We start from the raw sequence: 23,835 nt of genomic DNA, 5'->3' as shown, positions 1-23,835 counted from the left end.
TCATTGGAGAACCGGCCGTGTAATGCGACCGTGTAACGCTGTTTTTTTCGTTACACGGTCCCGAAAACGGGCGCGCGCAATGCCCGCGTCCTAGGGTGCTCCGGGAAGGACCCGCGCCCTCGATTGGTGCGATCCCTCAGCGGGCCGTCGCGATGGCCCGGGCCAGCGATGCCCCGAGCACGCGGTTGAAGTTCGATCGCACGAGCAGCTCGGCGCGCTGCCTGTAGTCCAGATGCTGGGTCACAGGGTGCGCGTCCTCGAACTTGATCAGCAACTGGATGCTGGCAGGCTTGCCGTTCTTGGGGGGCACGCGCTGCCATACACCGTTGATCTCCTGCCCACCCTTCCCCTTCACCTTGCCGACGAACACATTCCCCTTGGCCTTGAGCTGGGCCAGCTTCGTCTTGGCAAGGTTGCCGTACTGGTTCAGCGGTGCATTCGCTGGCCGCAGCAGCGCACGGCTGTTCAGCTTGTTGGTGCCGCCGTTCTCGTAGGGCTCGAGGTAGGCCGCAGCGATGTCCTTCACGAACACCATCGTCTGCAGGTCGTCCTTGCGTGCTGCCTTCACCCCCACCGAGTTGACGGTGAACGGTGTCGGTCTGTCGAACACCGACTTCATGGCGTCCTGCTCGCCCGCCTGGACGATCTTGGCCAAGCCTGTCAGGGCCTGCGCCGTCGCGAAGGGCATCTGCCGATAGGCGAAGTCGTTGAGCGTGCGCTCGATGCCCTTCACGTCGCCCCGCACATTGATGTCGAACATCAGACCGGCGGGTTGTTGATCAAGCGCAGCAGCACGGTCGGCTCGCGCTTCGGGTTGTACACAGTGACGCCGTCCAGAGTCGTGGAGATCACGGGGCGCACGTAGCAATGCAGGACGGAACGGCCAGCCAGGGCGCCGCCGCTGATCTCGACCTGAATGGCCTTGCGCGCCGCAATGATCCGTCTGTCCTTGGTGACGATCTGCGCAACGTTGATCGATGGCGTTCCGAAGGTGAGATTTCCCTGATCGGCGGTGATATTGCCGATCACCTGCAGGATCGTCTCGTTCGGATCGAGCAAAGGTGTGCAGTCGATGGTGTAGAACAGATCCTCGCTGGTGCGCTTTTCGCAGATATCGATCATGGCCTGCGGTCCCCCAACGACCCAGATGGTCGATCGTTCCTCAGCACGCAACTGGGTGTTGCGCCCCTGTACAAGCCATGCTGTCAGCCTCGCCGCGGCTTTCACCACCGGGCCGAGCATGGCGCGAACCACCACGGTTCCACTGGTGACCAGTGCTCGCGAGCTGGCCGGTGATCGCACCTCGCACGATCCCCACTGTCTTCCGAACGCTTGCCGTGATGGCGACTGCGGCGCTCAGCACAAGGAAGCGCGCCCGCGATGTCGCAAGCGCCGCCACCGAGGCCTGAACCGCCATGCGTGTCGCGCCAACTACACGCCGAAGGGATGAGCCTGCGGTGAGCACTGCGGAGCGGATCAGGTTCATCCGCTTCCCAACGCTTGCGATTGCCGCCGTCGCCGCTGCGCGCACCACCTGAATCGTTCGGCCCAATGACGCCGCGGTCGAGACGCTGGCCGCCAATGTGAGCAGCTTCGCCTTGACAGTCGAAATGGCCGCCACCGTTGTGCTTGAGGCTGCACGAACCAGATTCGCCCTCTTCTGCACCAAGGCGACAACCGTGGTGGAGGTCGAGCGAACGATTTGAACTGCGCGCGCCGCGCTCGCCGAGGCTGTCACCGTCGCCGCCAGCGTCATGAAGCGCGCCTTGAGCAGCGAAATAGCCGCCTGGCACGACGTCGCAGCCGACCTGGTCACGCTTGGCATCTTCACGACGGACGCCGTCGCAGTCGCCACAGCAGAACGAATCGCCCGAATGCCGCGCTGCACGCTCGCCGAAGACGTTGCCGTCGCGGAGCGAACAGCCTGAATCGACAGCAGTCGGCTCGCTGAGGCCGTCACGCCAGCACTCAGCGTCATCAGCTTTGCCTTGATCGTCGACAGCGTAGCCGCCGAAGCCTGCGATGCGCTCTTGACCAGGATCCCTCGCTTCGTCAGTGCGGAGACGGCAGCCGTTGCCGCCGATTTCGCTGCGCTCACCGCGCGCTGCACTGTCGCCGAGCTCGTGACGCTGGCGGAGAGCGTGAGCAGCTTGGTTTTGATCGAGCTCAGCGTGGCCGAACCGGTCGTCGATGCGCTGCGGATCGCGCCGACAAGCCGAAAGACTGCGGCGGTTCCAGATGTCGCCGCCGACCTGATGATCGCGGGCCCGGCCACCTTCGAGGCCGCGACCGAGCTCGCCGCCGAGCGAATTGCTGCGATTGCGGCTACCTTGGCTGCGCCGGCAGTCACCGAGGCAGTCAGCGTCTTCGTGTAGGTCGTTCCTACACCGCCCGCGGCCCCCTTGAGGACCATGGCCGCGCCGGCAAAGACCGAGCTGCCGGACCAGCCCCACACCGCCGACTGCGCGCCCGTTGCCGTCAGAATTTTGTAACTGATGTCGGCGGCGACGTGGACGGAGTTGTCCGCGTTGTTCGCGACGTTGGTCCAACCCGAGGGGGTGAGGAAAGACCCCGTATTGATGCCGTTTTCCGCATGCCCGACCGCAAAGATAACCGCGTCGTTGGTCGTGTTCGTGGCCGTACCGCTCGACCCGGACAGACCGTTGGTTGAAATAACGTTGCTGGAGCTGACATCGAGCGCCGCCGCTGTGTCCACGCCGCTGTATTCGGCAATGGCGGCCATGGCATACGAGCCGCCCGGCATAACTTGGGTGGCCGAGTAGGTGCCGGCGCTCGTGTTCTGCTGGAGGGCCAGCACTACGGAGGGGCCGTAGCTGCCGCCCCCTGTGGCCGGCGCTGTCGTGGACTGAACGCCCGTCCATCCGGTAGGGTAGGCAAGCGCCACCGTGGTGGCATCCCCTCGCGAGACGGCCACCCCCAGCGCGACCGCATTCCCGGCATTGACCGACGCGAGCGACGGCGCGATCCCGCTCGCGTTGTCCGCAAAGAGAAGCGTGGTTTTCTTGACGAAGGCTACAGCCACGGTAGCCCCTTAGAAATACTCGACCGCCGCCGCAGCGGTGATCGCCTGCCACACCTGGAGCGCGAGCGTGTACTGCCCCGTGTCGAGATCCGGGTCGCCAACGTCAGGCGTCATCCAGATGGAGCACGTCTCCGAGCCGTCGACCTTTGAGACCGTGCCGCCACCGTCGAACATGACCCAACCCGTCCATGTCCCATCCGGCTTGCCGATGTTCGCCAGCAAGCACAAGGCCGCCGGCCACCCGGACGTGGTGAACGTGAGCTTCACACCGCGCACACTCTTGCCGGCCGGAATGGTCGCCGTGAAGCTGAGCGTGCGCGGCGTGTTGTCGAGCGGGTTTCCCGTCTTGGCATCGACGAGCGGCGTGTACTGCTGCGCCGCGCGCTGCACGAGCAGCGTCATGGCCGATCTAACTGAACTGCTTTTTGACGGTCAGCTGAAGCGAATCCCCGGTTGCCAGGTTCACCACCGCGAACGTCGCACTGATGTCCATGTTTCCTGCGGTCGAGGCGTCGAACGTGCCGGCCTCATCCACCGCGCGCGGGGCGCTGGCAGTGATCGTGCCCACCGTCTGGTAGGTGTCGTTCGTCACGGTCGTGGTCACCGTGCTCGATGTGCCGGCGACGCGCGACTCGGCTGGCGTGCTGAGCGCTGTATCGGCCGCGGCGGCAGTGCGAGCCGCGCCAGTGGCGCCAGTGCCGATGCCGATGTAGTTGGGTTCCGCCTGCGCCGGCGTGCTGCCGATGTGGCGCTTTGCCGCAATGGCTTTGCCGCTGGAGGTGGCGACAGTCGCAGTGCCGAAGGCCATGGCTTACTCCTGGACGGTGGATTGATAGAAGGCGATGGCCGCGTAGACCACGGCATCCAGCGAGCCGGGAACGGGAGCTGGCGCATCTGCGGCCGGTCCCGGCCAGAGGTCTTCGACGCGCTGCCCGACGGCCATGGAGATCGCGTGCACGGCGGCGCGCTTCTTGGCGTCCGCCACCGCTTGCTCGACCTGCGCGCACGCAATGGAGTTGTCCGGGTCGGGAGTGAATGCCGGAGTCGATGCAGCGGCATGTGCAGCCTTTGCCGCGGCCGCGAAGGATGCTTGGTCAAAGGCCATGGGTCAGTCCTCAGTGGTGGGTGATGCGGCCAGGCTTGCGGCCGCGCAGGAGTTGCTGCACGCGCCAGGCGATGCGGCGCAGCGGGTTCCGATCCCAGAAGGCGAGTTGGCCGAGCTCCTCGACGGTGCCGTCGGCGCGAATGATTCGGCCCTCGACACTGACCTGCTTCACAGGCTGGGACGTGGTGAAGAAGCTCATGGGGAACCTCGGAAAGAAAGGCGCCCCGACCGCGCAGGGTCGGAGCGAAGAGGCCCGAAGAGCGGGCCTGGAGACAACTGGGGGGGCCGGACACGCCCCCGGCGTCCGTGGAAGGAACGGAGCTATGCCGGGGGCGGCCACGGGGCGGAGGGTTTGCCCACCCTGCCGCAGGGGCCAGCGCGTGTGCAGCAGAACCGCCGGGAGGGAATGGCGGCGCCGCGGTGTGACTGCGCTGGGTTCGGTTTTGCGCTGGGTCGGCTCGCGGCCCAATGCAAAACGCCCGCACGTGGCGGGCGCTTGTCAGCTCAGAGAGCGATCAGATCGAGGGGCACATGCGCCACTGATCACGCACGCGGGGTCGCTCGCGCTTGGCCAACTTCAGCGCGTAGGCGCAGGCCTGCACCAGCTCGGCTGGGCGGTCCATGAGGCGGAGCTTCGGTTGCTCGAACTTCTCCGTCGCGACCTTGACCGCCGCGACGACCAGATCGGCGACGGCAGTGCGGAACGCTTGCAAGGCGTCCCAGATGCCAACGACGTAGGTGATGCAGGCGGTGACGAAGGTGCTGGCGCCGGAGTGACGGCTGATGTAGATGGCCATGTTGCTTCCTGTGGTGTGGTGCCGCGGCTACCGGCGGGGAGCCCTTGCCATTAGCGGGAAAAGGTGCCGGTACTTTCCCGGCCGTCATCTGGGCCTGTCGACCTGACCTCCTGGTCATATCGCCTGACGGGGCTGTTGTCGGTCGCGGCGGCATGGGGAGCCTGCGAGTGGGTGCGTCCAACCGGGCCGAGGCGTGTGCAAGGCCCTGCAGGTGCTTCATGCCGGCTGACCGTCCCAAACTGGTTGCGGTGGAGGCGCTCGCATCCTCGACAGTCGGGGTATGAACCCGGCGCTCTGCTATCTGAGCTACACCGCTGAAATAAAAAAGCCCGCACGAAGCGGGCAAACAGGCCCAATGTTGGGGCCTGGGAGACAACCGGTTGCGGCTTACTTGCCAGCGGGACGCTTGTCGAGGCCCTTCTCGGCCAGCATCGCCTGGATGTCTTCGATGTGGAGGGCGTCCACCATGCATGCGCCGGTGCCGGCGAGTTGAACGGGCGCGACCTGCCCATTGCAGTAGTCGTTGCCGGCGACAGCGCTATGGAGCACGCCGAAGCCTTGAACCTTGCCGTCGTAGCCGAGTTGAACGATCAGGTCGCCGTTTTTTGCCTCGCGGCCGTTGCGATAGTGCATTTGAAGCTCCTTCAGAAATGAAGAAGCCGCCTCAGTGGGCGGCTTCAGGAAGAAAAACGGGGCGATGGTGCAAGCAAGTGCCATTCAAGGCTCCCGCCGGATCTACCTTGCACAGCGATCCGGCCCTATGACTCCATCCCGTGCTCTTGGCCTACTTGCTCAGCACCGGCCACACGGTCAGCCCCTCCGGGGGTGTTAATTCAAGAGGCACCTTTCCTATCGAGGGCGAACGCGCTGTGTTCCAAGCGTGACGGGCGATGTAGGCTGGTGCCGTTGTACGAGGGGCGACAACTTCAGCAAGTTGGTCCGGTCTCGATGGGGCGGCGATTGTATGGAGGAGTTTCAACTCGTCAAGCGGTCAGCGAGTGATCGAGCCAATGCTGCCGCGCGCCCCGTTTACCGCCTCCTCGATCTCACCAACCAATTTACGGCCGGCCCACCCGTGCGGGATCGGCTTCTCGCCCAAGCCTTCACACTCTTCGCATAGGCGGTTCGATGGGCGGTTCGTGCCGGGGATGAGTTCCCACTTTCGGCCCCGGCATTCCAGGCAGGTGTGATCGAGCCACCACGACACCGCTGCGGCGGCCTTCGTATGCGGGCTGTCGATCTTCTCCAGCCACGCGAACTCCGCCACCAGCATGCGCACCTCCGACAGCGTCTTCAGCCTCTGGAACTTCAGACCGAGCTCATGGATGTACCAGCGGTTTGCTGTCTCCGCTGCCATCGCATGCGCGCGCTTGACCTTTTCGGCTTCCGTGAGGACACGCGGCATATAGCCATGGAGGATGCGCTGCGCGAGCTGCGCGACCGCGGCGCGCGGAATGTGGCGCGGCCGCTCCGATCCATCCCACTCGCTCTGCAGGCGCAGCAGTGCGACACCCAACTTTTCGCGGCTCCAACCAGCGGCCATGATCATGCCGGCGGCCTGGACACTATTGACCTGCACATCCAAGGTGAGATCGCTGGTGTTGGTCGCGCTGGCGTAGCGCTCGTCGATGGTCGGACGCGTGTTTTCGGTCATTCAGGTTGGTCTCGATAGAAGTCAATGGCGATCACGGGCATAAGCCACGGCACGCCGGTCTCTTTGTCGACGATGAGGGCGGCGCCGAGCGCGGGCGCGGCCGCGGTGTTCGGCAGGTCCTCGCGCTCGACGGTCTGGTCGTCAGCGTTCATGGTGCCTGCCGCTCCTCGTCGGGGCGCGTGAGGATGCTCTCCAGCATCTCCTGGCGCTTCGGTGCCGACAGATGTGGCCATAGGAATCGGCTGGCATGCGGCGTGTGCAGGAACTCCACCATCGCCTCGTGCACTTCCCGCATCTCGTCATCGCTGCAGTGGTCGTAGTCGAAGGAGACCGGCACAGGCACGATGCCACCACGCGGGCCTGGGGCCCATTCGCACCAGCCGGCGCCGATCTTCAGCCAGTCGCGCATGCTCTTGATGTGGGGCCAGCGCTCCTGGCGGTCGAAAAGCGATTGCTCGAATCGCATGTGCATCCGGTGGTACCGGCCGGCGCGGCTCGACAGGTTCATGAAGCCGAACACCTCGCCGGGCTCCGCGCGCAAGAGTCGATTCACGAGCCTGCGCCACCGGCTGTGGTGCTGATCGTTGAGTCCTCGGATGGCGTCGAGCAGGACGTGACGCACGACGCGGCGATCGGGCTCCGCCATGCCGGCGAGCGACATCTGCTTCGCGACCATGATGGGGCTGTGTTTCGTCATCGAATGCTCCTGCGACTGCGCGGCGCCCAGCGCCAGGACAGGACGCGCGTACCTCGCGTCAGCTTGTGTGTGGTGGGAAGCACGATGCAGTGCATCGTCCGGCCGCGCACGCGCAGCACCTGGTAGCGCCGACCTGTGCGCATCTCCAGCACGTCGCCGGGATCCGGAACATCGCCCCAGCAGCAGCGCAACTTGACCGGATCCCATGCCTGCTTCAAAGCAGCGTTCCCTGCGCGTGCTCGCGCTGTTGCAGCTGCTGGCGGTCAGCCTTGGCGAACTTGCCGATGCGGCACATGGCCTGAGCCGATGTGGTGATGGCGCTGCGATGCGGCTCCTGCCTCGCTTTGCAGATGCCGAACCCCATGCGCCCGAGCTCACCCTCCGGGCTCCAGTGCTTGCAGGTGCCGCAGTTCATGACGTCACCTCAGCGCTTTCCAGTGCCTTGAAGGCATCCCACATGCGCAGGTTCGCGAGCCGAGCGATATCGATCACCTGCTCGGGCTTGAGCCGGTAGGCATCCTTGGCAGGTGTCGCGCGCCGCTCGCAGTGAACCGCCAGAGTTCCGCCGCGCGTCTCACGCGCCAGCAGAATGCCGCTCGCCGTCGACGGCAGACACGCCGCCAGCTCCGGCTTCCAGATCTCGGCCGGCATGGCGTAGTAGTGCTTCCAGACCCTGCGAGGATGCTGGACCGGATCGCGGTGATTCCAGAGGTCGACACCGCGCTCCTGAGCCTCCGCATATGAAAGGCGGTGCCACCACTTATCCTTCTTGGCGTCAGCTTTCAGATCGCTTCGGCTGATCTTGACCTCGATGTCGATGATGCGCAGGTCCTGCGTTACGCCCAGCACGTCGCACTCGTTTCCCGTCCAGTTGCAGCGGTCCACCAGCAGCAGGCACTTGCTCGCCAGCGTCTGGCGCGCGACGAGTCGGGCGATGACGCCTTTGGACCACTTCATGCGGCCTCCGTCAACAGGTCGCCCTGAGGATTGGCCTGGCGAAGGTATGGCCGAATCGTCACGATCAGACAGGCATCGCGACCGTCGGGCTCCATCACCTCACCGCCGTCCTTGAAGATGCACTTGTCATCCTCGAAGACGATTTCCTTCAAGGCGTCGTTCACGACCTTGCGAGCGTTGTCCAGATCGAGCCGTTGCACGGTGTCGTCCCAGTAGAGGGGTTCGCTCTCACGCGCTTGAGGTAGTCGAGCGGCCGATGGGGAAACATCTGGATGTCCACCTGGACGCGGCCCGGCAAGCGCTCGCGCACGCCCGCCGCCTTCGCTAGCCAGCCGACCTGCTGTTTGTAGGCCTCAGCCTCGGGCGTAACGTAGGTCATCGCCATGTACTTGCCCGTCTTCTTCGACTTGATCACGCGCGTGGCCCAGTAGCGGTTCGCGGAGATCGGATATGGCAGTGTCAGGGTGATCATCAGGTCCTCTTCAGAGATCGCCGCCGCGCGGCTGGTTGTTGCGCGTCACGCGCACCGGGTTGGTGGGGACCGGCATGTCACGCGGCCAGTCCATGAAGCGCGTGTTCTCGCCGACATAGGTGAAGTCGAGATTTCCAGTGCGGCCGCCGCGCTGCTTCGCGAGGCGGCCCTTGGCGTAGTACTTCCATTCGGCGTCCAGGTCAGGCGTGCGCTGGATCGGTCGGTCGATGAACAAGATCACATCGGCGTCCTGTTCGATGGCGCCGCAGTCCTTCAGGTCGGACATGCGCGGCATCGGGTCTTGCTCTTTTTCCACGCCGCGATTGACCTGGGCCAATGCGATCACCGGCACGCCGAGTTCCTTGGCCAGCGACTTGAGACCGCGGCTTGCCTCTTCGAGCTGGTATGTCCTCGGCGCCCGTGCGTCGGTGCCTGACATCAGCTGCAGGTAGTCGACGATGAGGAGCTTCAACCCGAATTTGCGGCGCAACGCCCGGGCCTTCGACCGCACCTGATTGATGTTCAGGCCGCCCCTGTCGTTGCTGTAAAACGGCAATCCGCGCAGATCTTCGATTCCACGGGTCAGGCTGGCCCAGTGCTCATCGCTCATCCGCTCAGGACGGCGCAGCGCATGCAACGGAATGCGCGCCGTGGCGGAGATCGCTCGCTGGCCGCCCTCATGGTTCTGCATCTCCATCGAGAACTTCCCGACCGGGTAGCGCAGCTTCGCCGCGTGCAGCCCGATGGTGTCGGCCAGCGCGCTCTTTCCCATGCCGGGCCGCGCGCCGATGACGATCAGTTGCCCCGGCCGCGTGCCGCCGTCGAGCATCGCATCCAGATCCTTCAGGCCAGTCGGAATGAAATCGGCGGCGCGTTCGCTTGAGCGGCCTTCGGCACGGTCATTGATGAGGTCGAGCTCCTGAACGACCATCTGTTCCATCGATTCCCACTCGTCGCCGGCAGCTTCTGGATCGATAGCGAGAACCTTCTGCATTGCCTCGTCGAGGACTGCATCGACCCCCTTGCCTCGCGTGTTGAACGCGGTGGTCGAGATCTCGTCGGCGGCCGAGATCAGCTTCCGCAGGATCGAGCGCTCGCGCACGATCTCGGCATAGCGGCGTAGGTTGCCCGTGCTCGGCGTGTACGTTGCCAGGGCGTGCAGGTAGGCCAGCCCTCCGATATCGGTGGCCTTTCCCTGTGCGTCCAGCCGCTCGAAGACCGTGATCACGTCGGCGGGCTTGCAGGCGTTGATCATGCTGCACGCGGTCGCGAAGATGAGGCGATGCTCGGCCCGGTAGAAATCGTCCTCCGTCACCAGGTCGGCGACGCGGTCGAACGCCGAGTTGTCGAGCAGCAGGCCACCCAGCACGCTGGACTCGGCTTCGATGGAATGCGGCGGCACGCGCAGGTGCTCGAGGTCGGCCTCCAGGAATCGGGTCTCGTCGGTGCGCGCGTTCATGCGGCCTCCGCCGTTTGTTCGATGACCTTCTGCATGCCCTTGGCCGACAACAACCATTCGAACGGGCAGCGCCAGTTCGGGTGATCCGGAGATCGTGGGCCGCGACCCATGATGAAGTCGTTGTGCCTCGCGCGCTGGAAGTAATCGCGAGTCCACGCCAGGAACTCCTCGTCGTTCGTCGCGCGGGGCGTGCCATCGCGCCGCAGCGTCGTGAGGACCCAGTTGCGGAAGTCGTTAGCCGCCTGCGATCGTTCGGCGTTCATCACGACGACACCCGGCAGTTCGGGCAGGACTTCGTGCCAGAGATCGATGAGCGCCTGCATCCAGGTCGGCAGCGTGTCCGCCGACGTAGGAGCTTTAGCTCCTTTCCTTTTTCTCTGTCCCTGTCTCTGTCCCTCTCCCTGTCTCTTGGAGGCGATGTCCCTAGGCTTGTCCCCGGGACGATCAGATTTGTCCTCGGGGACAAATAGTGGATGTCCCTGAGGACGCCCCGCATCGATCCACGCATCGAACTCGGGACATAGAACGTTTGTCCCGTGCCGTTGGTTATGCTTCTTGATGCGGGCACACTCGCTCTTCCAACGTTGTTCGAGCTTCGACTTCCAGGCGTCGCGGGCCTTCTCGGCCACCACGGGGTGGTAGTGCCGTCCATCGGAGCACAGCACCCAGCCGCGCAGAGCCCCCGTCCGAACGTTGGCCCATTCCTTGGCGATCTTCCCGCGCTGCGCGTATCCCGCCTGTTTCGCAATCCAGTTATCGTTGTCCGGGATGGAGGCCGCCGGCACTTGGTGCCAAGAAGCGGCCCATATCAGCACTGCCGCCCAGCAGGCTTCCGGTGACTCGTCCGATGCCAAATCGGAATCGCGAAGGCGTGCGACGTCGAGCGGCATGAATGGGAAGTCCTGCAGATCGCAGTCTGCAGGCGTAAGTGGCGCGATCGCACTCTCTGTCACAGATCGAACCCTGTCTTTCTGGCCGGAGCGTCCGGCCGGCTCTTGAGGTCATCAGTGAACGCCCAGGCCGATGCTTCGATGGTCCACCGATCTCGCGCTTGCAGGGCTTCGAGCATCTTCAGCAGCCCATCCATGGTGCAGTGCTGCTCAAGAATGCTGGCGATCTCGCCTGCGACGTAGCAGCCCGGGTCGTCAGTTCCCCGGTCGCTGGTCATCCCGAGGCCACAGAAGCCTGCGATCAGGCTGCCTGCCGCGCTACGGTTCTGACGGCCCGTGCTCGGCACGAAGGAAGCTGCGAGCAGAAGAGGATCCTGGGCTTCATGCTCCAAGGTGTGACACGACTCGCACAGCACTTCCAACTGGCTGGTCTCGTACTCCCACGGCTCACGACCTTTGAAGTACTGCCGATGGTGAACGTGCAGCGTGCTTGTCTTGTCCCGGCAATTGCAGCATTGCCAGTTCGCAGCCTGCAACGCCTCCAGGCGCAGCTTCTGCCACCGCGGATCTTTGAGCTTCTCGAAATAGGTCTTTGTCATGCGCATCTCCGCAATGCCCGGCTGAAAGGACATCGGCAGAGCGGGCCGGAAGACCGCCTTTTCGGGAGCTACCCTAGCCGCGCCCGAAATCACATCACCGCCTTCCGGGCTTCGGCCTGCATCGCCTTCATCTCGTCGGCGATCTCGGAGTAGCTGTGGCCCTGATCGGCAAGCCATTCCATGTGCACGAAGCGCGCGGCGATCAGCGTGTTCTGCTCGCGCAGGTAGCGCTCGGCGCCATTTCGATCGCCGATCGCCATGCAGATCTGGATGGACGTGCCGGCGGCGAGGATCTCCAAGGTGCGGCGCGTCGCGATCAGTCGTTGGAGCCGATCCATCATGCTGAGTGCTCCGTGTGATACCGAACCGCCCATGCGAGGTCATCGAGGAGCCTTCGCGCCTTCGGCGTGTAGATGTGGATGCCCGGCCGGGTGTTCTTGCTGGCCGGATCTGCGCGCACGGCCTGCTGCTTGGCGATCAGCTCCCCGACCGTGTGGCGCTTGTAGAGGTCGTATCCGCGAGACATCAGATGCCCCCGCCGTTTCGCAGCGCGGCAGTCAAGGCGCGCACGTCGAGCCGAAGCCTCGCGTTTTCCTCTTGCGCCAGCCGCAGCTTCCGTTCCATCTCGGTCTCGCGCTGTTTGAGCGAGTCGAGGGCATAGCCACGGGAGTGCAGTAGCCACAGCAGCGGCACCTCGTTCCCGGCGAGGTCCATGAAAAAGTTGAGCCCGTCCTGCGGGAAGTTGTGCTGGCCGGCGTTCATGATGCGAGACCACTGCGCCTGACCCGACACCACGCCGAGAGGGCCAATGAATTCATGGCTCTCCAAGCCGCTAAGGGTTTGGCAGAGCTGCAATGCTTGGGTCATCGAAGTTAGCTTCTCGATGAGCTTCGCATCGACAGGCTCCATGGCCGGCCTGACGGTCGTCGAGTTCGAAGAAACGAAATGCGCGCGGGCCATCAGATGCCCCCGCGACGAATGGCGTCGCGCCGGTCGCGGCTGCGCTGGCCTTCGTCGGCGTTCTCGATCGGCGGACTGAAGCGGTTCTGGTGGCGCAGCTCGCTCACGCGCACGTCGGCCTTCTTGCTCAAGCCGTGGATGACCGAGCGATCGACGCCCTGCTTTCGCGCGCGCTCGACCTTGGCGGTGCTGGCGGCGCGCAGGTTTGCCGCAGTCTGAAGGGGGCGGAAGACGCTGGGCTCACCGGTGCGCCAGTGGAAGGCGGAAAGGACTGATGACTGCTTCATGCGACCTGCTTCGTTGCGGTGATTTCTTCGAGGACCGTCAATTGGTCGCCACGGGCGAGCCATTGCGACACGAGCGTGTTCCCGACGTAGTTGTTGAACTTGGTGATGCAGTCCCCAGGCAGGCTGCGCCGTCTGGGCTTGTCGTCCTTGGCGAGCCAGTCGCTGATGTGCTGCGCATGGAATTTGCAGTCGCGGGCCATGTCGGCCTTCGAGTGCTTCACGCGCCGGAGCTCCCAGGCGATTCGTACGACATCGCGGTACGTCTTCGCATACCGCACCCATTGCTCAGGGGCGACGCTCGGTGCGTTCAACCTCCCCAGGAGCGGGAACTCCAGCTGGTCCATCAAGGTGCCTCTCGATAGAAAAAGATCAACGTCTAACCAGTTGCCTAACCAGTTGGGCCGGGCAAAAAAATAAGGGCCATGACGACGCGAAAAATCACGGCCTTTTGGATGCACCCAACCAGCACGCCCGCGGTTGCGAGAGGCACCCCGCATGCGAGCGGAGAAGCTGGTGGGCGCATCCAAAAGGACGCGGCTGAGTGGCAGTCGCTGCATTCATTGGCCCTCGGGGTCTTCAGCCCGCTCCTCGCGGTGCATGAGGCGGCGCAAGGCCTCTGCGTCGGTGAAGAAGGCCATCAGGGCTTGCAGGAAGCCGATTGCACAGGCGATCGCGCCGCCGGCGGTGGCGATGGAGCCGCGCCGGATGAAGAAGACGGCAAGGTAGACGCAGGTCAGGAAGAGTCCGGCCGTCAGCAGTCCTTCCCAGTGGCGGCGGATGGCGGCGAGGAAGCGCATTCAGGCTGCCTTGGGTTCCACGAGGTCCGCAGCAGCAGTACTTGCGGCCTCTTGCCGGCGCAGAACATCCCAGGCCACGTCCGGGCGGAGCCGTTCGCAGCGAACACCCGTTTCCCGCTCAATTGCGGGGCAGTGCTCTGCGGGAACGCGACCGCGCTGCTTCCACATGCTGGGCGCGCTGGGCGCGACTCCAATGCGAATGGCTAAGGCACCAACGCCCCCAGCCGTGGTGATTGCTTCTTCAAGCGGGGAAGAGGGTTCAGGTGCCGTATCCATCGTTGCTCCGAATTGTCACGTTCGTGATTATCACGAGAACACCAACGTGATGCAACCACCGTGTCAAATCACATACGTGAAATCCATCGGTGAACGAATCAAGTGGGCGCGAGAGCAGCGCGATATGACGCAAGAGCAGGTGGCCCTTTTGGCCAAGGTGGCCACCTCGACGATCGGCAACGCCGAATCCGGCCTCAGAAAGAAGCCGCGGGAGCTCAATGCGATCGCCGCAAGTCTCGGGGCGTCGGCCACATGGTTGGAAACGGGGCGAGGCGAATGGCAACAGCCCGGCGGGTCGCCGGGCGCGACAGGCCTACCATTGCCGGACAGCCAGCAACCAGAACATGCCGGCACGATGAACAAGCTTCGTCGCGTGCCGATCGTGGGGACCGCGAAAATGGGGGATGACGGCTTCTATGAAGAATTGAGCGCCATGCCTGGCGCGGGCGATGGCCATATCGACATCGCCACAGGAGATCCGAACGCCTACGGTCTTAGGGTGCGAGGCATGAGCATGGCGCCTGCGATCCGAGACGGCTGGTACGTGGTGGTCGAGCCGAACGGCCAACTGGTCCAAGGCGAATACGTGTTGATCAAGCTCCTCGACGGCAAGAAGATGGTCAAGGAGCTGCTCTTCCAGAGGAACGGCGCCTACGAAATCATGTCGGTCAACGGCGAGGAGCGCCGGACCATCTACAACGACGAGATCGAAGGCATCCAGGCTGTTGGAGCGGTGGTCCCCCCGAGCAAGTGGAAGCCCGATTGACTCGAATCCGATGGAAACTCGACATCTGCTAGCCGGCGCACTCCTCGCGACAGTGCTGTCTCTTGCGAACGCAGCGGACTCGACGAACTGCACCCCATGGGTGCAGGCTGAAAGCAATCTCAAGCTTCACGGCTACAAGATCGTCCAACTGAGTCGCCCCGGCGTTGAGCGCGTCCTCGCATATCTCGCCGAACGGTCCAATGGCCGCCCGTCAAAATCGGTACCAGACGACTGGACGGGCTACTACGCATCCACCCGGTTTTATTTCTACGTGGACAGCGGCGTGCGCGCAGGCGGCATGCCAGACAACAGAGCAGTCATCGTTCTGGCAACAATCGCGGGTGAATGCTTGGCTCAAATGGGCGGGACCATCGAACAGATGGAGGCGATCCTCGATGGCTCCGCCGCTCGCCTGAACAATTCGTTGGCGCGCTGACCCTCCCCCCACCACTCGACAGACCTGAGCCCGCCTCGTGCGGGCTTTTTTGCGCCCGCGAAAAAATATCACGTTCTTGTCACGTATGTGTTGACACGAAGAATCACGAACGTGACAATTCCTCCCACGCCCTGCAATCCCGTAGGCGCAACCCGGAGGGGAACATGCCAAGCACAACGACGGTGATGGTCAACGCGGCCACCTACCACGTCACCACGCCGGCGCAGCTCGAGCTGGCTCGCCGCGATCGCGCCCGCGCTGAAGCCGCCTTCGTGCGCAACGTCGAGCAGACCGCGCGGCGCCTGCGCGAGATCGGCCGCGCCATGGGCATCCGACTTCCCGCGCAGCAACCCAGGAGCCGGGCATGAGCGCGAAGCACACGCCGGGGCCGTGGTCGCAGCACTTGGTCAAGGTGCAACGCGACATCTGTGGACCCCAAGGGCAAAGCATCGCGTACACGCGCGGCGCTCATTGGTCGGGCGATCGCAGCGAGGCGGAAGACTTCGCGAACGCTCTGCTGATCGCCGCCTCGCCGGAGTTGCTGGACACGCTGCGCGCCGTCGTCGCATTCTGGGACGCCATCACGATGGAAGACGCTGTGAACGACCTGCACGTCAAGGCCCGCGCCATCATCGCCAAGGCCACCGGGAGCGCATCGTGAACACGGTCGTTCTCTACGTGCTGATCGCTGTGTTCGGCGGCTACAGCGATCACCCGGCCACGCTGGAGCGCTTCGCGACCGCGCAGGACTGCGAGGAAGCGGCCAAGGCTGTCGCCATCGCCTTCCGCCGAGCATCCAACGTCGACGCGGGACTCCGCTGCGTCCCCATGAAGGTCTACATGCCGAAGGCCACCGGGAGCGCATCGTGACAGCGCGGCAGACCTACACGTTCCTGATCCGCTTCCGCGGCGGAGAGACGCGCACGGTGACCCGCGCCGGGCTCGATGAGATGGATGCCCGCGAGCTGGTGCTGCTGCACCTGAGCGACCTCGACAAGGAGCGGGTCGTGGCTGTCGTCGCCGAGATCCCGAAGGAGGCGTCGTGACGCAATCCGACTTCGCCACTCTGCGCGCCTGCACCGCGCCCCGCACCTCGCGCGATGTCTGCCGTGACGCCTGCGCCATCGAGCGCCCGGCTCCCAAGGTTGGCGGCCACCGCTGGATCGTCCCGGCGGGAATCGCCTGCCTCATCACCCTGTTCTTCATTCTCAGGAGCACGTCATGAGCGATCCGGATGACTTCGCCTGCACGACTGCCGAGGACCTTGATTTCATCGGCGCCGCCGGCCTGCTCAGCGCGGCCGCCCTGCTCTTCCTCTTCTACGGCGACGACATCGCCCGCTTCCTCAACTCACTCCTGATCGGTCTCTGAACGTGGACACAAACGAACCTCTCGCCGTCGTGCGCGCCAGCTCGTGGCCCAATCTCTTCGACTGCGCCTACAAGTGGTATTGGCAGAACATCGCAGGCCTGCGCAGCCCATCAGGCGGCCCAGCCGCGCTCGGCACCGCGGTGCACGCCGGCACCGCCCACTTCGACCAGGCGGTGCTCGCCGGGCAGACACCCAGCATCGTCGAGGCCGTCGACGTGTCGCGCGAATCGCTTGCCAGTCCCATGAGCGAGGTCGAGTGGGACGAGAAGCTCAGCCCCTCGGATGCCGACAGCCTCGCGGTCAAGCTGACGACGCGCTACTGCGCCGAGATCGCGCCGACGCGCACCTATGCAGCCGTCGAGCTGCTGTGCACGGCACTCGACATCACCACTCGGCACGGCGTCGTACGGGTCACCGGCACAACAGATCGCGTCCGAATCCATGCGGACGGGCGCAAGGGCATCTCGGACATCAAGACCGGCAGCCGCGCCACCGAGAAGAACGCGGACGGCAGCCGGCGCGCGGTCACGAAGGGCCACCACATCCAGCTCGGCATCTACGCACTGATGGCCGAGCAGGCCTCGGGCGAGCGCATGGACGCGCCGGCCGAGATCGTCGGCCTGCAGACCACCAAGGAAGCGCCCTGCGCGGTCGGCGAGGTCGCTGACGTGAAGACGCCCCTGCTCGGCACCGACGAAATGCCGGGACTCATCGAGATCGCCGCCGGCATGTTGAAGACGGGCTCGTTCCCGCCCAACCCGAAGTCGACGCTCTGCTCGCCCAAGTACTGCCCGGCCTATGGCCGCTGCAGATATCACGACTGATCACCTCCAACCAGAAAGGCAACCATGTCCTCAACCGTCGCGGCATCGCCGCCCGTCAACACCGCCAGCGTCGAGCAGCTGCGCCAGCACCAGATCGCGCGCATTCCCGACGAAGCCGACCACGTCGTCAGCATGTTCTCGCTGCGCGGGTTCGAACTCGCACAGCGCATCGCCCGTGCGATGTCGACGTCCAACGCGGTGCCCGCCGCCTTCCGCCAGTTCAACGAGAAGAAGGACCGCGACGGCAACATCACCTACATCGAGAACCCGTCGGCGCTCGGCAACTGCCTCGTGGCGATCGAGACCGCGCAGGCCGTAGGAATGAGCATCACGGCCGTCATGCAGAACGCGAACGTGATCGAGGGGCGTCTGACATGGAGCGGCCAGTACAAGATCGCGGCGATCAACGCGAGCCGGCGGTTCACGCCCCTCCGGTTCCAGATCATCAACCGCGGCATGATCAAGGCCACCTACCGCGAGAAGCAGGGCTGGAACAAAGAAAAGCGCGGCTTCGACTTCATCGACCGCCAGGTCGAGATCGAGAACCTCGAATGCATCGCCTGGGCGCTGCCGGGCAACATGGTGATTCCGCCCACCATCCGCACGCTGCAGCAGGCTCGCGAAGCGAATCTGCCGCTGATCGAGTCGGCCCCGGTCAGCATGAAGCTGGCCGTCGAGGAAGGCTGGTACAGCAAGCCGGGCTCGAAGTGGCAGACCGAGATGAAGCATCTGATGCTCCAGTACCGGGCCGGCAGCTTCTTCGGCAACATCCACGCGCCGGACGTCGTCATGGGCATGGGCCGCACCTCGGAGGAGGTGCAGGACGCGATCGTGCTCGATGTCGACAACGACGGCCGCGTCACAAGAGTCTCGGTCGAGGATCTGAATGCCGCGCCCGTGAAAGCCGAGGTCGTGCAGGCCTCGCAGGCTCCCGACCCGCAGACGGGCGAGGTCGCCGCTCCAACAGCTGCTGCAGCAAGTGCGAAACCCGAGCCGACCGAAGCAGCGTTCGACGTTGAAGCCTTCGCCGAGAAGCTCGCGGCCTGCAAGACCAGCGACGCACTCGAAGCGCTGTTCGACACCCTGCGCAGCACCTCTGCCAACGAAGACCAGCGCGCGGTGCTGACGGACGTCTTCAACCGCCGCCAGGAGGAGATCGCCGCCGCGGCGACGGCTGCCTCGCCGGCCCCGGCCAGCCGCCGCGCCCGCGCCTCTTCCCCTTCGATGGAGTGATGACGCCATGAAGCTGACCCATATCGAAGCCGAAAACTTCCTCGGCATCCGTCGTGCAGACGTGTCGCTGCACAAGCCCATCACCCTCTTCGCTGGCGGGAACTTCGCCGGTAAGAGCAGCCTGCAGGAGGCCGTCCGCATGGCCCTCACCGGCGAGGCCGTGCGCGTCGACCTGAAGAAGGAATACGGCGCGCTGGTGACCGAGGGTGCGCGCAACGGCTTCGCCCAGGTCTCGATCGCTGCCGGCGAAGCAGAGGAGACGGCGAGCATCGTGCTGCCCAGTGGCAAGGCGTCGCAGTCGGCGGGATTCGCCTCGTTCCCGGCGCTGCCCTACGTCCTCAACGCCCAGCGCTTCACCACGCTCGACGAGAAGGCGCGTCGCACCTTCCTGTTCGGCCTCATGGGCATCCGGATCACGCCGGAGACCGTGTCGACCCGCATGCTGAAGGACGGCATGGACAAGGTGAAGATCGACCGCATCGCGCCCATGCTGCGCGCCGGCTTCGATGCCGCGTGCGCGGAAGCCAAGACCAAGGCTACCGAGGCGAAAGGCGCGTGGCGCGCGCTGACGGGCGAGACCTATGGCGAGGTCAAGGCCGCGAGCTGGAAGGCCGCCAAGCCCGCGCTGGACGCTGCCGCGCACACCGCGGCGCAGCAGCGCCTGGCCAGCCTGGACCAGCAGATCGCCGACGCGAACCAGAACATTGGCTCCCTGCAGGCTCGCCTGAAGGAGCAAACCGGACGCGCTGCGCGGATCGGCACCCTCACCGCTTCCGCCGACCAGGTCGGGCGCGTTGAAGCGAAGCTCGCGACGGACGAAGCCGGCCTCAAGGAATGGGAGCAGAAGGTCGCGGACACCGAGGCGAAGGCCACCGGCGCGGCGCCGACGCACCCGCTGGTCTGCCCGCACTGCCAGGGCCATGTGGAACTCGCGGGCCAGGGCGAGCTACGCGCCTACGTGGCGCCGGATGCGGTGCGCGACGCCGAAGCCGCCGCGGCACTGCCAGAGTACGTGCGCTCGCGAGATCTGCTGCGCCGCGCAGTGGAGAACGATCGTCGCGACCTCGATGCCGCCCGCGCTGCCGCCGCCGAGCTCAAGGCGCTGATCGCCGAAGGCGAGCAGGAAAAGGGGGCAAAGCAGTCCGATCTCGACGAGGCGACGCAAGGCCTCGCGGCGCTCAAGGTAAGGCGCGCCACCGCGGCCGCCGATCTGGAGAAGCTCGACACCACCGCGCGCGCCGCGAAGGAGGCCGACAAGAAGACCGAGGCCGCCGCGGTGCATCACACCGACGTCGCCGCATGGCTCGCGATCGCCGCGGCTCTCGCGCCCGATGGCATCCCCGGACAGATGCTCGCCGAGGCTCTCTCGCCGATCAACGAGCGGCTGCTGCAAAGCTCCGCCGACTCCGAATGGCTGCACGTCGGCATCGACGCCGATATGTCCATCAACTGCCTCGTGCCCGGCGGCGCGCTGCGTCCCTACGCGCTGCTCAGCGAATCCGAGCGCTGGCGCGTCGACGCCATGGTGGCCGAGGCGATCAGCCACCAGTCCGGCCTGAAGCTGCTGGTGCTCGATCGCTTCGACGTGCTCGACCTGCAGGGTCGCAGCGACCTCCTCGCCTGGCTCGATGTGCTCGCCCAGAACGGCGAGATCGAGACTGCCCTCCTCTTCGGCACGCTCAAGTCGCTGCCGAGCGGCCTGCCCCAGACGGTGGCCGCCGAATGGATCCACAACGGCCACGTCGGGCAGCTCAAGGAGGCAGCGTGACGCAGCTGTCTGTCAACGGTCCGAAGGCGCGCCATGACGGGTACATCGGGCACAACGTCCAAGGCAGGACGAAGCTCGAGCACGTCCTCGTCGCCGAGCGCGCTCTCGGCAAACCCCTGCCGCGCGGCGCCCAGGTCCATCACTGGGACCGCAATCGCGGCAACAACGCGCCGCGCAACTTGGTCATCTGCCCTGACCAGGCCTACCACCGCCTTCTGCACCGCCGCATGGCAGCGATGGAAGCCTGCGGCAACCCGAACTGGATGCCGTGCCGCCTCTGCGGTCGGTATGACGACCCCGCATCCCTCTATGTCGCGCCGAAGGGCGTGAACGCCTACCACCGTGAGTGCTCGGCGACCTATGCAAGGTCCCATCGCGCTCGAACCAAAGGAGCTACCGCGTGAAAACCTTCCTCGCTTTTGATACCGAGACGAATGGCCTTCCCTTGTTCAAAGAACCCAGCGAGGACCCGCGCCAGCCGCACATCGTGCAGCTCGGCGCCGTCCTGGTCGACCTTGACACTCGCAAAGAGATCGCCAGCCTGGACGTGATCGTGAAGCCGGAGGGTTGGGCGATCCCTGATGACGTGGCCGCAATCCACGGCATCACGACCGAGCATGCCCAGGCCGTAGGAATTCCCGAGTCGCTGGCCGTCGAGATGCTGCTCGAATTGCATCGGCAGGCCGACTTCCTCCTGGCTCACAACGCCAGTTTCGACCAGCGCATCGTGCGTATCGCCTGCAAACGCTTCTTCGACGATGTGACCGTTGAGGAATGGAAGGCGGCACGCGCGGAGTGCACGCAGCTCATGAGCACGCCGATCCTGAAGCTGCCGCCGACCGCGAAGATGCGCGCGGCCGGGCGCTTCCACCACAAGAGCGCGAACCTCGGCGAGGCCTACGAGTTCTTCACCGGCAAGCCGCTCGAGAACGCTCACAGCGCGATCGCCGACGTGCGCGGCTGCATCGAGGTCTATTTCGGCGCCCAGGAGCACCGACAGCCCGTCGCAGCCTGAACCCTTTTTCGGGCGAGCCCGGCCGGGCTTCTTCTCCTCCCTCCCTCCCTCCACTTCCCGGCCGGCCCTGCATCCGCAGGCGCCCTCTTTTCTTCCACCTCAACGAAACGCCCATGGCTGAAACCCTGAACACCCGCGACATCTTTGTTCGCTACACCGCAGTCGACGGCAAGAGCTATGTCGCCGAACACCGGGTCTGGGATCCGGACCACTTCATTGCCACACGCAAGAAGGCGGCCGATGCCGAGAACGCCAGGCAAGACCCTGGCGCCCCGCGCAAAGCCGGCGTCGAGCAGATCACCGAGGAACAGTACCGCGCCGCCAAGGGCGCGGCCTGACGAATTCGCCAGGAACAGGCGCGCGGGAAGTTATTCACCCCTCGTGACCCGGCGTCGTAGTAGTCGCCCCTGGCACCCATCACCACACCGGAGCCTTCATGCCCTTCCAACTGGAAAAAGTCACCCAGGTCACCGTGACCAATGCGAACCCGCGTCGCGAGCTGCACGGCGAAGACCGCGTGCGCGCGATCGACATCTCGTTCTCCATCACCGGTGAGAACACCCTGCTCGATCTGATCGAGCCCGGCCTGCGCGAGCACCACTACTTCAACAAGGCAATGACCTCCGGCCAGGAGCCGCTGCCAGGCGTCATCGTGCCGCTGCCGAACCTGCGGTATCCGAAGCTGCCGCAGGCCTACGCGTATGGCAAAGGCGATCGGCTCCGCGGCTACCGCTTCATCTGGGACTGGGGCACCGAAGGCGATCACGTCGACTTCACCGATGTCGTGCTGACCGGACTGCACTACGACCTGCAGGAAGGCGGCAGCGTCACGGTGCGCGGCACCATCCAGTACAACGGCGACGAGCTGCAGGACAACGATGTCTACGGTGAGCTCTCCGGTCTGGCATCTGAGGGCGAGATCTACATCAAGCTGCTCGCGCCCGGCGAGCTGCTGCCCGCGAAGAAAGGTTACCGCGCCGGCAAGCCGGACACGCCCCAGCAGCAGGTGCCGGCCGATGGCGATGGCAAGACCGCGGGCGACATCTTCGCCGAGCAGCATGGCGACCAGGGCGATGGCGATGGCGATGGTCAAGGTGACGGACAAGGCACCGACGACGACACCCCGGGCGGCGAGGGCTGAGCCGTGGATCACGAGATCAAGACCATCGAAGACATCCTCGCCGCCTACGAGCGTTGCAAGGCTCTGCATCCCGACCACGAAGCCGCATGCGCGGCGGCCGCTCAGTCGATGGGCATCACCTTCGAGTCCGTGCGTGACGCCATCGCCATGGTGCAGGGAGCGTCGGCGTGAAGGCGATCGACCTCTTCGCTGGTGCCGGCGGCTTCACGACTGGCGCGGAGATGGCCGGCGTGAAGGTGGTCTGGGCCGCGAACCACTGGCCCGCCGCAGTGCAGGTGCACGCGAACAACCACCCGGGCACTCAGCACGTCTGCCAAGACCTGCAGCAGGCCGACTGGCGCGAGGTGCCGGCGCACGATCTGCTGCTTGCGTCGCCTGCCTGTCAAGGCCACAGCCGAGCCCGCGGTAGGGAACGCCCGCACCACGACGCGCAGCGCGCCACTGCGTGGGCAGTCGTGAGTGCCGCCGAGTGCCATCAACCTGCGGCCGTCGTGGTCGAGAACGTGCCGGAATACAGCCACTGGGTGCTGTTCCCGGCATGGTGCGCGGCGATGCACGCGCTGGGCTACGCGCTGGCGCCGATGGTGCTGGACGCTGCCGACCATGGAGTGCCACAGCACCGGCGCCGGCTGTTCATCGTCGGCACGCTAAGCAAGCACCCGATCGAGTTGAGGCTCCCGCAGCGTGAGCACGTCGGATCTGCCTCGGTTATCGACTTCGGTGCCGGCAACTGGTCCGCGGTCGATCGCCCGGGTCGTAGCGCCGCGACGCTTGCGCGCATCGCCGAAGGCCGACGCACCTGCGGCCATCGGTTCCTGACCGCCTATTACGGGAACGAGCGCGGCGGCCGCGGACTGCATCGCCCGGTCGGAACCATCACCACCCGAGACCGCTGGGCCGTGGTCGACGGTGACCGCATGCGGATGCTGACCGTCTCCGAATGCCGCGGCGCTATGGGCTTCCCTGCGGACTACCAATTGCCCGCGCGGCAAAAGGATGCGATGCACATGCTCGGAAACGCGGTGTGCCCACCCGTGGCCCGCGACCTGATCGCAGAACTGCGGAGGGCCGCGTGATGTCAGCCGTCCAGCTTCTGGTCGATCGCCGCACGGGCCGCATAGTCCGCCTCGCGCAAAGCCGCCTCCTCAGTTTGAGCGCCGGACTCCTGGCATTCGCCCTTCAACTCGCCGCCGGTTTCGTACCACCAGTTGAATCTCTTTCCGACCTGGTGCGTACCGATCGTGATCGTGTCACCGCGGTACTCGAACGTCTTCATATCCGCCTCCGT

Annotated in this window: 43 protein-coding genes, 1 tRNA gene and 1 pseudogene; 17 read left to right on the top strand and 28 right to left on the bottom strand. The window is 65.1% G+C overall.

Going from position 1 to position 23,835, the window contains the following annotated elements; translation table 11 throughout:
* Positions 1–136: 136 nt before the first annotated feature.
* From ACQ858_RS08420 to ACQ858_RS08290, 27 genes and pseudogenes are all read right to left on the bottom strand, one after another.
* Entirely contained in the window at positions 137–760 is a 624-nt protein-coding gene (locus ACQ858_RS08420; protein WP_431276263.1) for a hypothetical protein, read from the bottom strand.
* Positions 760–1,242, bottom strand: a complete 483-nt coding sequence (locus ACQ858_RS08415) for a hypothetical protein (protein ID WP_431276262.1) — start codon at positions 1,240–1,242, stop codon at positions 760–762. The genes ACQ858_RS08420 and ACQ858_RS08415 overlap by 1 nt, the downstream gene beginning before the upstream one ends.
* Positions 1,163–3,043 (bottom strand): hypothetical protein, encoded by a 1,881-nt coding sequence (locus tag ACQ858_RS08410; RefSeq protein ID WP_431276261.1) that lies wholly within the window; start codon positions 3,041–3,043, stop codon positions 1,163–1,165. Before ACQ858_RS08410 ends, ACQ858_RS08415 begins: the two co-directional genes overlap by 80 nt.
* A gap of 9 nt (positions 3,044–3,052) precedes the next feature.
* Positions 3,053–3,445, bottom strand: coding sequence for a hypothetical protein (locus tag ACQ858_RS08405; protein WP_431276260.1), 393 nt, complete (start codon positions 3,443–3,445; stop codon positions 3,053–3,055).
* Positions 3,446–3,452: 7 nt separating this feature from the next.
* Positions 3,453–3,851: a hypothetical protein gene (locus tag ACQ858_RS08400; RefSeq protein WP_431276259.1), complete on the bottom strand. Its 399-nt coding sequence runs from the start codon at positions 3,849–3,851 to the stop codon at positions 3,453–3,455.
* Between the two features lie 3 nt (positions 3,852–3,854).
* A complete protein-coding gene (locus tag ACQ858_RS08395; RefSeq protein ID WP_431276258.1) occupies positions 3,855–4,148 on the bottom strand; it encodes a hypothetical protein in 294 nt (97 codons plus the stop codon).
* A 10-nt stretch (positions 4,149–4,158) separates the two neighbouring features.
* Entirely contained in the window at positions 4,159–4,347 is a 189-nt protein-coding gene (locus ACQ858_RS08390; protein WP_431276257.1) for a hypothetical protein, read from the bottom strand.
* A gap of 316 nt (positions 4,348–4,663) precedes the next feature.
* Positions 4,664–4,945: a hypothetical protein gene (locus ACQ858_RS08385; RefSeq protein ID WP_431276256.1), complete on the bottom strand. Its 282-nt coding sequence runs from the start codon at positions 4,943–4,945 to the stop codon at positions 4,664–4,666.
* A 240-nt stretch (positions 4,946–5,185) separates the two neighbouring features.
* Positions 5,186–5,261, bottom strand: a tRNA-Met gene (locus ACQ858_RS08380).
* A gap of 71 nt (positions 5,262–5,332) precedes the next feature.
* Positions 5,333–5,578 (bottom strand): hypothetical protein, encoded by a 246-nt coding sequence (locus tag ACQ858_RS08375; protein ID WP_431276255.1) that lies wholly within the window; start codon positions 5,576–5,578, stop codon positions 5,333–5,335.
* Positions 5,579–5,936: 358 nt separating this feature from the next.
* Positions 5,937–6,599, bottom strand: coding sequence for a hypothetical protein (locus ACQ858_RS08370; protein ID WP_431276254.1), 663 nt, complete (start codon positions 6,597–6,599; stop codon positions 5,937–5,939).
* A complete protein-coding gene (locus tag ACQ858_RS08365; RefSeq protein WP_431276253.1) occupies positions 6,596–6,751 on the bottom strand; it encodes a hypothetical protein in 156 nt (51 codons plus the stop codon). Before ACQ858_RS08365 ends, ACQ858_RS08370 begins: the two co-directional genes overlap by 4 nt.
* Positions 6,748–7,296 (bottom strand): hypothetical protein, encoded by a 549-nt coding sequence (locus ACQ858_RS08360; RefSeq protein ID WP_431276252.1) that lies wholly within the window; start codon positions 7,294–7,296, stop codon positions 6,748–6,750. Before ACQ858_RS08360 ends, ACQ858_RS08365 begins: the two co-directional genes overlap by 4 nt.
* A complete protein-coding gene (locus ACQ858_RS08355; protein WP_431276251.1) occupies positions 7,293–7,514 on the bottom strand; it encodes a hypothetical protein in 222 nt (73 codons plus the stop codon). Before ACQ858_RS08355 ends, ACQ858_RS08360 begins: the two co-directional genes overlap by 4 nt.
* The gene (locus ACQ858_RS08350; protein WP_431276250.1) at positions 7,511–7,711 is read right to left on the bottom strand and encodes a hypothetical protein; all 201 of its coding nucleotides are present in this window, start codon (positions 7,709–7,711) and stop codon (positions 7,511–7,513) included. Before ACQ858_RS08350 ends, ACQ858_RS08355 begins: the two co-directional genes overlap by 4 nt.
* Complete coding sequence (locus ACQ858_RS08345; protein ID WP_431276249.1) at positions 7,708–8,253, bottom strand: hypothetical protein; 546 nt, start codon at positions 8,251–8,253, stop codon at positions 7,708–7,710. The genes ACQ858_RS08350 and ACQ858_RS08345 overlap by 4 nt, the downstream gene beginning before the upstream one ends.
* Positions 8,250–8,638: pseudogene (locus ACQ858_RS08340) on the bottom strand (RusA family crossover junction endodeoxyribonuclease). The gene ACQ858_RS08345 and the pseudogene ACQ858_RS08340 overlap by 4 nt, the downstream one beginning before the upstream one ends.
* Positions 8,639–8,735: 97 nt before the next feature.
* Positions 8,736–10,184: a replicative DNA helicase gene (gene dnaB / locus ACQ858_RS08335; protein WP_431276248.1), complete on the bottom strand. Its 1,449-nt coding sequence runs from the start codon at positions 10,182–10,184 to the stop codon at positions 8,736–8,738.
* Positions 10,181–11,074, bottom strand: a complete 894-nt coding sequence (locus ACQ858_RS08330) for a hypothetical protein (RefSeq protein ID WP_431276247.1) — start codon at positions 11,072–11,074, stop codon at positions 10,181–10,183. Before ACQ858_RS08330 ends, dnaB begins: the two co-directional genes overlap by 4 nt.
* Before the next feature lie 59 nt (positions 11,075–11,133).
* On the bottom strand, positions 11,134–11,673 hold the full coding sequence (locus tag ACQ858_RS08325; protein WP_431276246.1) for an HNH endonuclease: 540 nt from the start codon (positions 11,671–11,673) through the stop codon (positions 11,134–11,136).
* An 89-nt stretch (positions 11,674–11,762) separates the two neighbouring features.
* Entirely contained in the window at positions 11,763–12,014 is a 252-nt protein-coding gene (locus tag ACQ858_RS08320) for a hypothetical protein (RefSeq protein WP_431276245.1), read from the bottom strand.
* Positions 12,011–12,199: a hypothetical protein gene (locus tag ACQ858_RS08315; RefSeq protein WP_431276244.1), complete on the bottom strand. Its 189-nt coding sequence runs from the start codon at positions 12,197–12,199 to the stop codon at positions 12,011–12,013. Before ACQ858_RS08315 ends, ACQ858_RS08320 begins: the two co-directional genes overlap by 4 nt.
* On the bottom strand, positions 12,199–12,633 hold the full coding sequence (locus ACQ858_RS08310) for a hypothetical protein (RefSeq protein ID WP_431276243.1): 435 nt from the start codon (positions 12,631–12,633) through the stop codon (positions 12,199–12,201). Before ACQ858_RS08310 ends, ACQ858_RS08315 begins: the two co-directional genes overlap by 1 nt.
* Positions 12,633–12,920, bottom strand: coding sequence for a hypothetical protein (locus tag ACQ858_RS08305; protein WP_431276242.1), 288 nt, complete (start codon positions 12,918–12,920; stop codon positions 12,633–12,635). The genes ACQ858_RS08310 and ACQ858_RS08305 overlap by 1 nt, the downstream gene beginning before the upstream one ends.
* Positions 12,917–13,264, bottom strand: a complete 348-nt coding sequence (locus ACQ858_RS08300) for a hypothetical protein (RefSeq protein ID WP_431276241.1) — start codon at positions 13,262–13,264, stop codon at positions 12,917–12,919. The genes ACQ858_RS08305 and ACQ858_RS08300 overlap by 4 nt, the downstream gene beginning before the upstream one ends.
* 213 nt (positions 13,265–13,477) lie before the next feature.
* A complete protein-coding gene (locus ACQ858_RS08295; protein WP_431276240.1) occupies positions 13,478–13,717 on the bottom strand; it encodes a hypothetical protein in 240 nt (79 codons plus the stop codon).
* Positions 13,718–13,993, bottom strand: a complete 276-nt coding sequence (locus ACQ858_RS08290) for a transcriptional regulator (protein WP_431276239.1) — start codon at positions 13,991–13,993, stop codon at positions 13,718–13,720.
* A gap of 76 nt (positions 13,994–14,069) precedes the next feature.
* On the opposite strand from ACQ858_RS08290, the gene ACQ858_RS08285 reads away from it, so the two are divergent.
* From ACQ858_RS08285 to ACQ858_RS08205, 17 genes are all read left to right on the top strand, one after another.
* Positions 14,070–14,759, top strand: a complete 690-nt coding sequence (locus tag ACQ858_RS08285) for an XRE family transcriptional regulator (protein ID WP_431276238.1) — start codon at positions 14,070–14,072, stop codon at positions 14,757–14,759.
* A 10-nt stretch (positions 14,760–14,769) separates the two neighbouring features.
* Positions 14,770–15,195, top strand: coding sequence for a hypothetical protein (locus ACQ858_RS08280; protein ID WP_431276237.1), 426 nt, complete (start codon positions 14,770–14,772; stop codon positions 15,193–15,195).
* 164 nt (positions 15,196–15,359) lie between these two features.
* Positions 15,360–15,563, top strand: coding sequence for a hypothetical protein (locus ACQ858_RS08275; RefSeq protein ID WP_431276236.1), 204 nt, complete (start codon positions 15,360–15,362; stop codon positions 15,561–15,563).
* Complete coding sequence (locus ACQ858_RS08270; RefSeq protein WP_431276235.1) at positions 15,560–15,856, top strand: hypothetical protein; 297 nt, start codon at positions 15,560–15,562, stop codon at positions 15,854–15,856. Before ACQ858_RS08275 ends, ACQ858_RS08270 begins: the two co-directional genes overlap by 4 nt.
* Complete coding sequence (locus ACQ858_RS08265; protein WP_431276234.1) at positions 15,853–16,065, top strand: hypothetical protein; 213 nt, start codon at positions 15,853–15,855, stop codon at positions 16,063–16,065. Before ACQ858_RS08270 ends, ACQ858_RS08265 begins: the two co-directional genes overlap by 4 nt.
* Positions 16,062–16,241 carry a hypothetical protein gene (locus ACQ858_RS08260; RefSeq protein WP_431276233.1) on the top strand — a complete coding sequence of 60 codons (180 nt, stop codon included), beginning with the start codon at positions 16,062–16,064 and terminating at the stop codon, positions 16,239–16,241. Before ACQ858_RS08265 ends, ACQ858_RS08260 begins: the two co-directional genes overlap by 4 nt.
* Positions 16,238–16,420 carry a hypothetical protein gene (locus ACQ858_RS08255; protein ID WP_431276232.1) on the top strand — a complete coding sequence of 61 codons (183 nt, stop codon included), beginning with the start codon at positions 16,238–16,240 and terminating at the stop codon, positions 16,418–16,420. The genes ACQ858_RS08260 and ACQ858_RS08255 overlap by 4 nt, the downstream gene beginning before the upstream one ends.
* Positions 16,417–16,566, top strand: coding sequence for a hypothetical protein (locus ACQ858_RS08250; protein WP_431276231.1), 150 nt, complete (start codon positions 16,417–16,419; stop codon positions 16,564–16,566). Before ACQ858_RS08255 ends, ACQ858_RS08250 begins: the two co-directional genes overlap by 4 nt.
* A gap of 2 nt (positions 16,567–16,568) precedes the next feature.
* Positions 16,569–17,390 carry a RecB family exonuclease gene (locus ACQ858_RS08245; protein WP_431276230.1) on the top strand — a complete coding sequence of 274 codons (822 nt, stop codon included), beginning with the start codon at positions 16,569–16,571 and terminating at the stop codon, positions 17,388–17,390.
* A 24-nt stretch (positions 17,391–17,414) separates the two neighbouring features.
* Positions 17,415–18,623 (top strand): hypothetical protein, encoded by a 1,209-nt coding sequence (locus ACQ858_RS08240; RefSeq protein WP_431276229.1) that lies wholly within the window; start codon positions 17,415–17,417, stop codon positions 18,621–18,623.
* A gap of 7 nt (positions 18,624–18,630) precedes the next feature.
* Positions 18,631–20,391, top strand: a complete 1,761-nt coding sequence (locus ACQ858_RS08235) for an AAA family ATPase (RefSeq protein ID WP_431276228.1) — start codon at positions 18,631–18,633, stop codon at positions 20,389–20,391.
* On the top strand, positions 20,388–20,795 hold the full coding sequence (locus tag ACQ858_RS08230) for an HNH endonuclease (protein ID WP_431276227.1): 408 nt from the start codon (positions 20,388–20,390) through the stop codon (positions 20,793–20,795). Before ACQ858_RS08235 ends, ACQ858_RS08230 begins: the two co-directional genes overlap by 4 nt.
* On the top strand, positions 20,792–21,406 hold the full coding sequence (locus tag ACQ858_RS08225; protein ID WP_431276226.1) for a 3'-5' exonuclease: 615 nt from the start codon (positions 20,792–20,794) through the stop codon (positions 21,404–21,406). The genes ACQ858_RS08230 and ACQ858_RS08225 overlap by 4 nt, the downstream gene beginning before the upstream one ends.
* Positions 21,407–21,519: 113 nt before the next feature.
* Positions 21,520–21,744, top strand: coding sequence for a hypothetical protein (locus ACQ858_RS08220; RefSeq protein WP_431276225.1), 225 nt, complete (start codon positions 21,520–21,522; stop codon positions 21,742–21,744).
* Positions 21,745–21,842: 98 nt separating this feature from the next.
* The gene (locus tag ACQ858_RS08215) at positions 21,843–22,547 is read left to right on the top strand and encodes a hypothetical protein (protein ID WP_431276224.1); all 705 of its coding nucleotides are present in this window, start codon (positions 21,843–21,845) and stop codon (positions 22,545–22,547) included.
* 3 nt (positions 22,548–22,550) lie between these two features.
* Positions 22,551–22,718: a hypothetical protein gene (locus tag ACQ858_RS08210; protein WP_431276223.1), complete on the top strand. Its 168-nt coding sequence runs from the start codon at positions 22,551–22,553 to the stop codon at positions 22,716–22,718.
* A complete protein-coding gene (locus ACQ858_RS08205) occupies positions 22,715–23,623 on the top strand; it encodes a DNA cytosine methyltransferase (RefSeq protein WP_431276222.1) in 909 nt (302 codons plus the stop codon). Before ACQ858_RS08210 ends, ACQ858_RS08205 begins: the two co-directional genes overlap by 4 nt.
* Positions 23,624–23,625: 2 nt before the next feature.
* Here the strand turns inward: ACQ858_RS08205 and ACQ858_RS08200 are convergent, their stop codons facing one another.
* The gene (locus ACQ858_RS08200; protein WP_431276221.1) at positions 23,626–23,823 is read right to left on the bottom strand and encodes a hypothetical protein; all 198 of its coding nucleotides are present in this window, start codon (positions 23,821–23,823) and stop codon (positions 23,626–23,628) included.
* Between the last annotated feature and the right edge of the window lie 12 nt (positions 23,824–23,835).

The sequence above is a fragment of the Variovorax ureilyticus genome (assembly GCF_050632185.1).
GTDB lineage: Bacteria > Pseudomonadota > Gammaproteobacteria > Burkholderiales > Burkholderiaceae_C > Variovorax > Variovorax ureilyticus_A.
Note: the sequence above shows the minus strand (reverse complement) of the source record. Positions and strands in the feature narration are given on the sequence as shown.

Excerpts from the sequence above, each read along its gene's own strand:
- ACQ858_RS08420 (WP_431276263.1), bottom strand. The coding sequence starts at position 760 with ATGTTCGACATCAATGTGCGGGGCGACGTGAAGGGCATCGAGCGCACG.
- ACQ858_RS08415 (WP_431276262.1), bottom strand. The coding sequence starts at position 1,242 with ATGCTCGGCCCGGTGGTGAAAGCCGCGGCGAGGCTGACAGCATGGCTT.
- ACQ858_RS08405 (WP_431276260.1), bottom strand. The coding sequence starts at position 3,445 with ATGACGCTGCTCGTGCAGCGCGCGGCGCAGCAGTACACGCCGCTCGTC.
- ACQ858_RS08400 (WP_431276259.1), bottom strand. The coding sequence starts at position 3,851 with ATGGCCTTCGGCACTGCGACTGTCGCCACCTCCAGCGGCAAAGCCATT.
- ACQ858_RS08395 (WP_431276258.1), bottom strand. The coding sequence starts at position 4,148 with ATGGCCTTTGACCAAGCATCCTTCGCGGCCGCGGCAAAGGCTGCACAT.
- ACQ858_RS08390 (WP_431276257.1), bottom strand. The coding sequence starts at position 4,347 with ATGAGCTTCTTCACCACGTCCCAGCCTGTGAAGCAGGTCAGTGTCGAG.
- ACQ858_RS08385 (WP_431276256.1), bottom strand. The coding sequence starts at position 4,945 with ATGGCCATCTACATCAGCCGTCACTCCGGCGCCAGCACCTTCGTCACC.
- ACQ858_RS08375 (WP_431276255.1), bottom strand. The coding sequence starts at position 5,578 with ATGCACTATCGCAACGGCCGCGAGGCAAAAAACGGCGACCTGATCGTT.
- ACQ858_RS08370 (WP_431276254.1), bottom strand. The coding sequence starts at position 6,599 with ATGACCGAAAACACGCGTCCGACCATCGACGAGCGCTACGCCAGCGCG.
- ACQ858_RS08365 (WP_431276253.1), bottom strand. The coding sequence starts at position 6,751 with ATGAACGCTGACGACCAGACCGTCGAGCGCGAGGACCTGCCGAACACC.
- ACQ858_RS08360 (WP_431276252.1), bottom strand. The coding sequence starts at position 7,296 with ATGACGAAACACAGCCCCATCATGGTCGCGAAGCAGATGTCGCTCGCC.
- ACQ858_RS08350 (WP_431276250.1), bottom strand. The coding sequence starts at position 7,711 with ATGAACTGCGGCACCTGCAAGCACTGGAGCCCGGAGGGTGAGCTCGGG.
- ACQ858_RS08345 (WP_431276249.1), bottom strand. The coding sequence starts at position 8,253 with ATGAAGTGGTCCAAAGGCGTCATCGCCCGACTCGTCGCGCGCCAGACG.
- dnaB (WP_431276248.1), bottom strand. The coding sequence starts at position 10,184 with ATGAACGCGCGCACCGACGAGACCCGATTCCTGGAGGCCGACCTCGAG.
- ACQ858_RS08330 (WP_431276247.1), bottom strand. The coding sequence starts at position 11,074 with ATGCCGCTCGACGTCGCACGCCTTCGCGATTCCGATTTGGCATCGGAC.
- ACQ858_RS08325 (WP_431276246.1), bottom strand. The coding sequence starts at position 11,673 with ATGACAAAGACCTATTTCGAGAAGCTCAAAGATCCGCGGTGGCAGAAG.
- ACQ858_RS08320 (WP_431276245.1), bottom strand. The coding sequence starts at position 12,014 with ATGATGGATCGGCTCCAACGACTGATCGCGACGCGCCGCACCTTGGAG.
- ACQ858_RS08315 (WP_431276244.1), bottom strand. The coding sequence starts at position 12,199 with ATGTCTCGCGGATACGACCTCTACAAGCGCCACACGGTCGGGGAGCTG.
- ACQ858_RS08310 (WP_431276243.1), bottom strand. The coding sequence starts at position 12,633 with ATGGCCCGCGCGCATTTCGTTTCTTCGAACTCGACGACCGTCAGGCCG.
- ACQ858_RS08305 (WP_431276242.1), bottom strand. The coding sequence starts at position 12,920 with ATGAAGCAGTCATCAGTCCTTTCCGCCTTCCACTGGCGCACCGGTGAG.
- ACQ858_RS08300 (WP_431276241.1), bottom strand. The coding sequence starts at position 13,264 with ATGGACCAGCTGGAGTTCCCGCTCCTGGGGAGGTTGAACGCACCGAGC.
- ACQ858_RS08295 (WP_431276240.1), bottom strand. The coding sequence starts at position 13,717 with ATGCGCTTCCTCGCCGCCATCCGCCGCCACTGGGAAGGACTGCTGACG.
- ACQ858_RS08290 (WP_431276239.1), bottom strand. The coding sequence starts at position 13,993 with ATGGATACGGCACCTGAACCCTCTTCCCCGCTTGAAGAAGCAATCACC.
- ACQ858_RS08280 (WP_431276237.1), top strand. The coding sequence starts at position 14,770 with ATGGAAACTCGACATCTGCTAGCCGGCGCACTCCTCGCGACAGTGCTG.
- ACQ858_RS08275 (WP_431276236.1), top strand. The coding sequence starts at position 15,360 with ATGCCAAGCACAACGACGGTGATGGTCAACGCGGCCACCTACCACGTC.
- ACQ858_RS08270 (WP_431276235.1), top strand. The coding sequence starts at position 15,560 with ATGAGCGCGAAGCACACGCCGGGGCCGTGGTCGCAGCACTTGGTCAAG.
- ACQ858_RS08250 (WP_431276231.1), top strand. The coding sequence starts at position 16,417 with ATGAGCGATCCGGATGACTTCGCCTGCACGACTGCCGAGGACCTTGAT.
- ACQ858_RS08240 (WP_431276229.1), top strand. The coding sequence starts at position 17,415 with ATGTCCTCAACCGTCGCGGCATCGCCGCCCGTCAACACCGCCAGCGTC.
- ACQ858_RS08235 (WP_431276228.1), top strand. The coding sequence starts at position 18,631 with ATGAAGCTGACCCATATCGAAGCCGAAAACTTCCTCGGCATCCGTCGT.
- ACQ858_RS08220 (WP_431276225.1), top strand. The coding sequence starts at position 21,520 with ATGGCTGAAACCCTGAACACCCGCGACATCTTTGTTCGCTACACCGCA.
- ACQ858_RS08215 (WP_431276224.1), top strand. The coding sequence starts at position 21,843 with ATGCCCTTCCAACTGGAAAAAGTCACCCAGGTCACCGTGACCAATGCG.
- ACQ858_RS08200 (WP_431276221.1), bottom strand. The coding sequence starts at position 23,823 with ATGAAGACGTTCGAGTACCGCGGTGACACGATCACGATCGGTACGCAC.